This is a genomic window from Armatimonadota bacterium (assembly GCA_031432545.1).
Taxonomy (GTDB): Bacteria; Sysuimicrobiota; Sysuimicrobiia; order Sysuimicrobiales; family Sysuimicrobiaceae; genus Caldifonticola; species Caldifonticola tengchongensis.
The window spans coordinates 719,711-727,673 of sequence record JAVKGX010000001.1 but is presented as its reverse complement, the minus strand read 5'-3'; the positions used below and the strand labels follow the sequence as shown (position 1 = coordinate 727,673).

Genomic DNA, 7,963 nt, shown 5'->3' with positions numbered 1-7,963 from the left:
GTTTGAGGCAACATACTTAGTCGCTGTGTTGACGTTAGGCCATATATCTGCGTGTTGAGGCCAGTACGGCTCCCAAATTTCAAAGGTTATGCGTCCTAACAACAGGTCAAATGGCATATTCATCTGACTTCTCAGGAACTTTCCAAGAACATCATCGGGAAATAGACTTATCCACCCGCCATACGGGAAGCCACCGCTTGTATCTTCGTCTGGTCCGCCTGGGGCTTGAATAACTCCATCAAGGGAGATATGTTCAAGCACAATGACTTTTCTCATGATTCAATTCCTTCAACGTTTGGAATACGTAAAGTGATGTTGCATTTTCAGCGAAGCCAGCTAACTCATGTTTAGACCGACCAGCCTAACACCCCGTCCCTGTCAGCCTAAGACGACGGGGCCAGTTGCCCGTCCCACCCGCAGTCGCTTGTCCCCTCCGAGTTCCCGCCATCCCGCCGGGCCCCCCTTGCCAGGCATTATACTGCCCCACCGGTCAGCCTAACACCCCAAGGTCAGCGAGGCTCAACCGGGGTGTAGCCCGTCCATCGGGCTCCTGACCCCCTTCCCGCCGCGATTCAGCACGTGGGTGTAGATCATCGTGGTCTTCACGTCCTTGTGGCCGAGTAACTCCTGCACCGTCCGGATGTCGTACCCGTCTTCCAGGAGGTGTGTGGCGAACGAGTGCCTGAAGGAATGGCAGGACGCGTGTTTGGTCACCCCCACCCGGCGGATCGCCTCCTTCACCGCCCGCTGGATGACCGACTCGTGCAGGTGGTGCCGGTGGCGCACGCCCGTCGAAGGCTCGACATAGTGGGACGAGGACGGGAAGACCCACTGCCAGGCCCACTGGCGGTCGGCCCCTGGGAACTTGCGGGCAAGGGCGTCCGGCATCGGCGCCCGACCCAGGCCTCGCGCCAGATCCTTCGCATGCTGGCGGCGGATCCGCTCGAGATGAGCCTGCAACTGGCCAGCCACGGCGGCGGGCAACATGGTCACCCGGTCCTTACCGCCCTTGCCGTCGCGGACGGTCACCTCGTGGCGCTGGAAGTCGATGTCCTTCACTCTCAGGCGCAGGCACTCCAGCAGGCGCAGCCCGGAGCCGTACAGCAGCGCACAGACCAGACGCGTGGTCCCATCGAGACCGTCCAGTATTGCACTGACCTCCTGACGGCTCAGGACGACCGGCACCCGTCGAGGGCGCCTCGCCCGCACGACCCCTTCGACCCGGCCCAACGGGTGCTGCAAGACGCTGTGGTACAGAAAGAGGAGGGCGGCCAGGGCCTGGTTCTGCGTCGAGGCGGCCACACGGTCGCTGACGGCCAGGTGGGTCAGGAACGCGTTGACTTCCCGCTCTCCCATCTCGCCGGGATCGCGCCCACCATGGAACCCAACGAACCGCGCAATCCAGGCCGCATACGCCTGTTCGGTCCTCCGGCTGTAGTGGCGGGCACGGAGGGCCTGACGGGCCCGATCCAGGAGCCCGGGCGGCCCAGGCAAGGGGTGAGCAGCCGCAGGGTCGGCCGGTGTGGCCGATTCCCGGCGGCGATCTGCAGGGCGAAGCGCAGGGTCCACCTCAACAGGACGGCCCGCAAACAGCGCCAGCAGGCGCGCGAGGACTCCATCGGTGCGGGGAACTGTCCAGTACTTCCCCTCAGGATGCCAGCGGCGGCCGGCGATGGTCTTGATCTTCGCCACGCACTGCGGGTCGTACGGAAAGTGGACGACGAGCCAGCCCACCTCGCCGGGCCCGATCCAGATCGCACGCCGGGCGTGCATCGTGTACCCCCAGTCTCCGCTTCGGTGGATCAAACGCTCGTCGAGCTGGAATTCGCGCCTGAACTGCCCGACGTCCAACCCATGCACAAAACGTTTTCCCGACGCTGCCCGTAATGGGTAGGGGAGCGATCAAAGGAGGGGTGTGACGATGCGCCGCTCGCTGGCCGTACCGCTGGCCGTGACGATCGCCGTCTTCTCCCTGACTCCGGCCCTGGCACACCGGCATTCCGGGCGCGTGAAGTCCGGACGCGTAAAGTTCGAGGGAACCGCCGTCGCCCTGGCGCCCTGGAACAGCACGTTCAGCGTCCACGTGGACCGCAGCGGCTTCGCACTCGTGACGGTTTGGGTCCAGAGCTTCACGCGCTTCGAGGTCGACCGGCGTCGCGACACCCGGCGCGGTAGCCTGCGCGACCTGCGCGTGGGCGACCGCGTGGAGGTCGAGGGGCTGCGGCTGGACGATGGGCGTGTGCTGGCCCTGAAGGTGGAAGTCGAAGGACGCCGCGACGCCACAGCAGGGCGGATCGCGACCGGCGTCATCGTCCTGCGCGGTCCCAACGTGCTCACCGTCTTGCAGCGCGACGGCAGCAGCCTTCGGGTATGGTTGACGGACCAGACACGTGTCGTCGGACAGCGACAGTCCGTCGCCTCCCTCTCCCACGACGACATCGTGAACGTCCGGGGCACGGTCGGCGACGGTGCGCTGGTGGCGAGGCAGATCGAAGTCACGTTCGCCGCCGCGACGTCGATTGGCGGCGTCGTCACCGCCAAGAACAGCCCGACGAGGCTCCTGATCCTCAACGGCCTCGTTGCCGTGGACGTGGCCGGCGACGTCTTCCTCATCTCGGGCGGTAGGCTCGGGTCGTTCGAGGAGATCCCACTGGGCAGCATGGTGACCGTCTGGGGTGCCCCGGCGTCCGGCGCGGGGATCGGCGGTTCGTTTCGGGCGCGGGTGATCGTGTACTGAGACCGCCGGCCTCCGAGGATCGACCCCTACACCCGATACTCAGGCGGCGCAACTCCTCCCGGACGCGCACGATGCAGTCGCCCGCCCCCGGTGCATCAACCGCACGCCCACCCGGTCGGCCTCGAACTCGCGGCTGAACCCCCGCGTGAGCAGGAAGCGCACGAAGTCGGCGACTGCAGCGGCGTCCGGATTCCCGCCCGTCAGCACCGCGGCCACGACGGCCGGCGTGAAGTTCCGTTCGAGCAGTTGCACGTGGTGCCGCTGGTTTGCGTGGGCGACCTCATGCGCCAGCACCGAGCCGAGTTCTTGATCGTTGCGCACGAATTCCAGCATCATACCCGGAGAACGTCGTCCGAAGCGACGCGGTTCGCGGCATCGCGCTAGGCCCGGACCTCCGACCGGAACGCTCTGGCCGCTTCCCCGATGCGCCGGAGCGCCTCCTGGATGTTGGCCAGGCTGTTGGCGTACGAGATGCGCAGATATCCCCGGCCATACTCGCCGAAGGCGGTGCCGGCGAGTACGGCGACGCCGGCTTCGTCGAGGAGGTAGTCGGCAAAGCGCCGGCCGTCCGGGTCGAGCGCACTCACGTTGGGGAACGCATAGAAGGCACCGGCCGGAGGACGGCAACGGATCCCCTCGATCGCGTTGAGACCCGCGACGATGGCATCCCGGCGGTGGCGGAACTCCGCCACCATCGCGTCGACCTCTTCCTGCGGTCCCTCCAGCGCGGCGATTCCGGCGATCTGGGTGAACGCAGCCGTGCACGAGTTCACGTTGATCATCAACTGCGTGACCGCCTGCGCGACGCGCGGGGGCATCACCCCATACCCCAGCCGCCACCCGGTCATCGCGTACGTCTTGGAGAACCCGTCGAGGAGGATCGTGCGCTCGCGCATGCCGGGAAACGCCGCGATGCTCACGTGTTCTGTGTCGTAGAGGATGCGGCTGTAGATCTCGTCCGACAGCACGTAGATGTCGCGCTCGGTGCAGATCTCCGCGATCGCCGCGACGTCCTGAAGCGACAGCACCGACCCACACGGGTTATGCGGCGAGTTCAGGATCAGCATGCGCGTCCGGGGGCTCACCAGGTCGCGCAGTTCGTCAGGGTCGGCCCGGAAGTCGTGCTCCTCGCGCAACGGCAGCGGCTTGGGGACCGCGCCCACCCAGCGGATCATCGACTCGTAAATCGGGAATCCCGGATTCGGGTAGATGACCTCCTCGCCCGCGTCGACGAGCGCGAGGATCGCAAACGACATCACCGGTTTGCCGCCGGGCGTGATCACCACCTCGGAGGGATCCACCGACAGCCCGCGAGTGCGCGAGACGTAGCGCGCGACCGCCTCCCGCGCCTGCGGCAGACCGGCCGCCGGCGTGTAGTGGGTGTAGCCTTCCTCCAACGCCTGCACCGCCGCCTGCTTGATGAACGCGGGGGTGTCGAAGTCGGGTTCCCCAATTTCCAGGTGGACGACGTGGCGCCCCCGCGCCTCCAGCGCCCGCGCGCGCGCCAACACCTCGAATGCCGTCTCGGTTCCCAGGCGCGACATCAGAGAAGACAGCTTGGATTCGTGCACGACGGTGCCTCCCCTCCGCCCTTCAGGCGGTGATCCGCGTCCCCGTATCCCCCCGCAGCGCACTCAGCAGCGAGTCGGGCGAGGTGATCACGACCTGCCTGCCCCCGGCCTCCAGGTAGGCCACCGCCGCTTCGATCTTGGGTCCCATGCTGCCCGGCGGGAAGTGTCCTTCTTCCAGATATCGCCGGGCTTGGGCGGCCGTCATGTGATCCACCCAGCGCTGCGTCGGCCGGCCGAAGTCTAGCGCCACCTGCGGCACGCCCGTGGAGATCAAAAACAGCTCGGCATCGAAAGCCTGCGCGAGCAACGACGACGCCAGATCCTTGTCTACGACCGCCTCGACGCCGCGCAGCGTCCCGTCCCGTTGCCGCACGACCGGGATGCCGCCTCCGCCCCCAGCGATGACGATGTAGCCTTGTTGGAGCAGGATGCGGATCGCATCCAGTTCGACGATCTCCAGAGGGCGCGGAGAGGGCACCACGCGCCGCCACCCCCGCTCCTGCTCCATCATCTTCCAGCCTTCCTCGCGCTGCAGTGCGAGCGCCTCTTCCTCCGTATAGTAGGGACCGACCGGCTTGGTCGGCTGGGCGAAGGCCGGATCATGGTCGTCCACGACCACGCGGGTGACCAGCACCGCGATCGGTCGTCGGACTCCGGGGCGCGTGAACGCCCGTTCGAGGCTCTCGAGCAGCAGATAACCGATGCTGCCCTGCGTCTGCGCGTCGAGGACGTCCAGCGGCAGTCTCGGCAGCAATCCGGCTTTGGCGGCCACCTCCGCCCGCAGCATGTTGAACCCCACCTGCGGGCCGTTCCCGTGGGTCAGCAGGATGCGCCAGCCCTCGGCGACCATGCCCGCGATCTGCTCTGCGGTCTCGCGCACCGCCTCCCGCTCCGCGGCCACCGACACGTCACGTTCATCCCGGATCAAGGAGTTGCCGCCGATCGCCACGACCGCGAGGCCTCGCATGACGATGGGGTCTTCGCCGCTGGCGGCGCGCTTCCCTCGGTCGCACGTGCGCTGCAGGTCGGCTATACTGCCGGAAGACTCACCGGGAGGCAAGCGCGGGTGCGACCGCTGCGCGTGGTGCAGTATGGGCTCGGGCCGATCGGGCTGGGGATCGCCCGCGTACTGCTGGCGCGGCCACACATCGAGCTGATCGGCGCCGTCGACGTCGCGCCCGAGAAGGTCGGGCGCGACCTGGGAGAACTGCTGGGGCGTGAAGCGGTGGGGATCCCGGTCGTGCCAAACGTGCGGGAGGCGCTCGAGGCCGACGTGGTCGTCCACGCGACCCAGTCCCACCTGCACCAGGTAGAAAGCCAGCTCCTCGAGATCTTCGCGGCCGGCGCTGACGTCGTCTCGACGTGCGAGGAGCTCGCCTACCCCTGGTTCCACCATGCGGAGGCCGCACACCGCCTGGACGTCGCGGCGTGCGAGCACGGCGTCACCGTCACCGGCGTCGGCGTGAACCCCGGGTTTGTGATGGACCTGCTGCCGGTCGTCCTGACGGCCCCGTGTGCCGCGGTACGACGGGTGGTCGTACAGCGACGGGTCGACGCGGCCCGACGGCGAACCCCGCTCCAGCGGAAGGTCGGCGTCGGGCTGACGGAAGAAGAGTTCAGGGACCGGGCGGCCTCCGGCGGGTTGGGGCACGTGGGGCTGCCCCACTCCGTGGCGATGATCGCGGCCGCCCTGGGCTGGGAGGTAGGTGCGATCACCGACCGTGTCGAGCCCGTCCTGGCGGAAGGCGGCTCCGAGGTGGCCGGCCTGCACCAGGTGGCATCGGGCATCGGGGCCGGGGAGGAACGGATCCGGTTGGAGCTCACAGTGGCGGTCGGGGCCGAAGCGCCCACAGACGTCGTACGGATCGAGGGGGAGCCCTCACTTTCCGTGGAGATCGTGGGCGGGCTGCACGGGGACGTGGCCACCTGTGCGATCGCCGCCAACGCGATCCCCACCGTGCGGGCCGCCCCCGCCGGGTTGCGGACGGTGATCGACCTGCCGCCGATCCGCTGCGCGGGCTAAGGGTCGCGCACCGTCATCGCCACCGCCGCCGCGCACACCCCCGCAGCGCCCGCCGTGCGCAGCGCGCGGGCGCAGGCGGCCAGCGTGCTGCCCGTCGTCACCACATCGTCGATCAGCAGCACCTGCAACCCGCGCACCGCACCGCGGACGGCGAACGCGCCGTCCACGTTGTCGCGCCGCTCCGACTCGTCTAGGCCGGCCTGCGGTTGCGTATCCCGTCGTCGCGCGAGCAGCCGGCGAACCGGCAGGCCGCAGCGCGCCGAGACGGTCCGGGCGATCTCCTCCGCCTGATTGAAGCCCCGCCGTCCTTCCCGCCGCGGGTGCAACGGCACGGGTACGAGCGCGTCCGTGGCCCCGAGCCGCGACTCGCCGAGGATCGTCCCCGCGAGCATCTCGCCCAGCGGTTCGGCCAGCGCGAGCCTCCTGGCGTACTTGAGGGCGTGGATCGCTTCCCGCAGCAGGCCGTCGTAGACGCCGAACGCCCGGACGCAGTCCAACGGGTGGCGCTTCCACTTGCGGCAGGGGATGCAGGTGAACACCAGGTCGGCAGGACCCCGCAGCGGCCTCCCGCACTGCTGACAGACGGGTGGGGCGATTCGCTCGAACGAGCCCGTGCACGTCGTGCAGACCGGGAACGCATCCGGGGCGCCGCACACCTGGCAGCGGGGCGGGAAGAGCAGGTCCAGCAGCGCCCGCCCCCACGGCTGGAGCACCGACCGCACCGCCGGTTGCGCCGTTCCGTGTCGCATCCCACAGACCGAACGTCCAGGGGCCGCGGATTCGCGCACGCCTCCTTCGGCCGCTCCCACGGGACGGACTCCGGCAGCGGACGGCGATCCGATCCGTCAGGCCGAAGCACCGGTGTAGCGGCGCAGCCCTACCTTCCAGAACGCGCGCGACAGCGCCAGCAGCCCCACCGCCAGTGCGGCCGCCCCCCCGAGGGTGACAGGATCCAGGCGGCCGGTCAGGCCCTCGGCCGGGACGGTTACTGCGAACGCGATGGGCACGACGAACGTGAGCGAAGCCCTCAGCCACGCCGGGTAGATCCCCACCGGCCACTGTCCGGCCGTGTACATGCTCTGGAAGATGACGAGGATGTTTTCGACCCGGACGAACCAGAAAGTGAACGTGGCCAGCGCCAGTAAGAAGCTGTAGACGATGGCGGCGCCGCAGGCGAGCGCGACGCCGAACGCCAGCGCGTCCGCCACCCCGATCCGACCACCCAGCCGACCGACGGCCGCGGCCAGCACCGCCACGCCCACCAGGACATCGACGATCCTCCAGACCTCGACCCGCCGCACACTGACCAGCAGCTGGGCATCCTCGGGTTTGGTGAGGGTGAAGTCGAGCGTCCCCCGGCGCACGTCCTCGAGCAGCAGTTGCATGCTCGGCTGGATGACCGCGTTGATCGCGCCGCGGATGAGAAAATAGACGCCGACCAGCGCCGCGACTTCCTCCGGATGCCAGCCCGCCAGCGTCTGGGTGTGGCCGAAGACGGTCCACACCCCGCCCAGCGCGAACCCCAGCCCTCCCAGGGTCTGCAGCGCCTGCACCGCGAAGTTCGCGCGGTACTGCAGTTCGGCCGCCAGGCCGACGCGCAGGTACGTCCACGCGATCCGGATCAGGCGCATC

At 68.4% G+C, this 7,963-nt stretch carries 9 protein-coding genes; 2 read left to right on the top strand and 7 right to left on the bottom strand.

Features of this window, described 5'->3' with window-relative positions; genetic code table 11:
- On the bottom strand, positions 1 to 276 hold a 276-nt coding region (locus QN163_03625), incomplete at its 3' end, for a dihydrofolate reductase (protein MDR5683101.1).
- Positions 277 to 519: 243 nt separating this feature from the next.
- The gene (locus QN163_03620) at positions 520 to 1,773 is read right to left on the bottom strand and encodes an integron integrase (protein MDR5683100.1); all 1,254 of its coding nucleotides are present in this window, start codon (positions 1,771 to 1,773) and stop codon (positions 520 to 522) included.
- A gap of 148 nt (positions 1,774 to 1,921) precedes the next feature.
- Here QN163_03620 and QN163_03615 point away from each other — a divergent pair, with 148 nt between their 5' ends.
- Positions 1,922 to 2,737, top strand: coding sequence for a DUF5666 domain-containing protein (locus tag QN163_03615; GenBank protein MDR5683099.1), 816 nt, complete (start codon positions 1,922 to 1,924; stop codon positions 2,735 to 2,737).
- A gap of 39 nt (positions 2,738 to 2,776) precedes the next feature.
- On the opposite strand, the gene QN163_03610 is transcribed toward QN163_03615, so the two are convergent.
- The 3 genes from QN163_03610 to arcC are packed head-to-tail and all read right to left on the bottom strand — an operon-like array spanning position 2,777 to position 5,275.
- Positions 2,777 to 3,073 (bottom strand): M48 family metalloprotease, encoded by a 297-nt coding sequence (locus QN163_03610; protein MDR5683098.1) that lies wholly within the window; start codon positions 3,071 to 3,073, stop codon positions 2,777 to 2,779.
- Between the two features lie 44 nt (positions 3,074 to 3,117).
- Positions 3,118 to 4,281, bottom strand: a complete 1,164-nt coding sequence (locus QN163_03605; GenBank protein MDR5683097.1) for a pyridoxal phosphate-dependent aminotransferase — start codon at positions 4,279 to 4,281, stop codon at positions 3,118 to 3,120.
- Positions 4,282 to 4,330: 49 nt separating this feature from the next.
- The gene (arcC, locus tag QN163_03600; GenBank protein MDR5683096.1) at positions 4,331 to 5,275 is read right to left on the bottom strand and encodes a carbamate kinase; all 945 of its coding nucleotides are present in this window, start codon (positions 5,273 to 5,275) and stop codon (positions 4,331 to 4,333) included.
- A 99-nt stretch (positions 5,276 to 5,374) separates the two neighbouring features.
- Here arcC and QN163_03595 point away from each other — a divergent pair, with 99 nt between their 5' ends.
- On the top strand, positions 5,375 to 6,331 hold the full coding sequence (locus QN163_03595; GenBank protein MDR5683095.1) for a dihydrodipicolinate reductase: 957 nt from the start codon (positions 5,375 to 5,377) through the stop codon (positions 6,329 to 6,331).
- Here the strand turns inward: QN163_03595 and QN163_03590 are convergent.
- On the bottom strand, positions 6,328 to 7,080 hold the full coding sequence (locus QN163_03590; protein ID MDR5683094.1) for a ComF family protein: 753 nt from the start codon (positions 7,078 to 7,080) through the stop codon (positions 6,328 to 6,330). The two genes, QN163_03595 and QN163_03590, sit on opposite strands and share 4 nt — an antisense overlap.
- A gap of 96 nt (positions 7,081 to 7,176) precedes the next feature.
- Positions 7,177 to 7,962: an ABC-2 family transporter protein gene (locus QN163_03585; protein MDR5683093.1), complete on the bottom strand. Its 786-nt coding sequence runs from the start codon at positions 7,960 to 7,962 to the stop codon at positions 7,177 to 7,179.
- Position 7,963 lies beyond the last annotated feature (1 nt).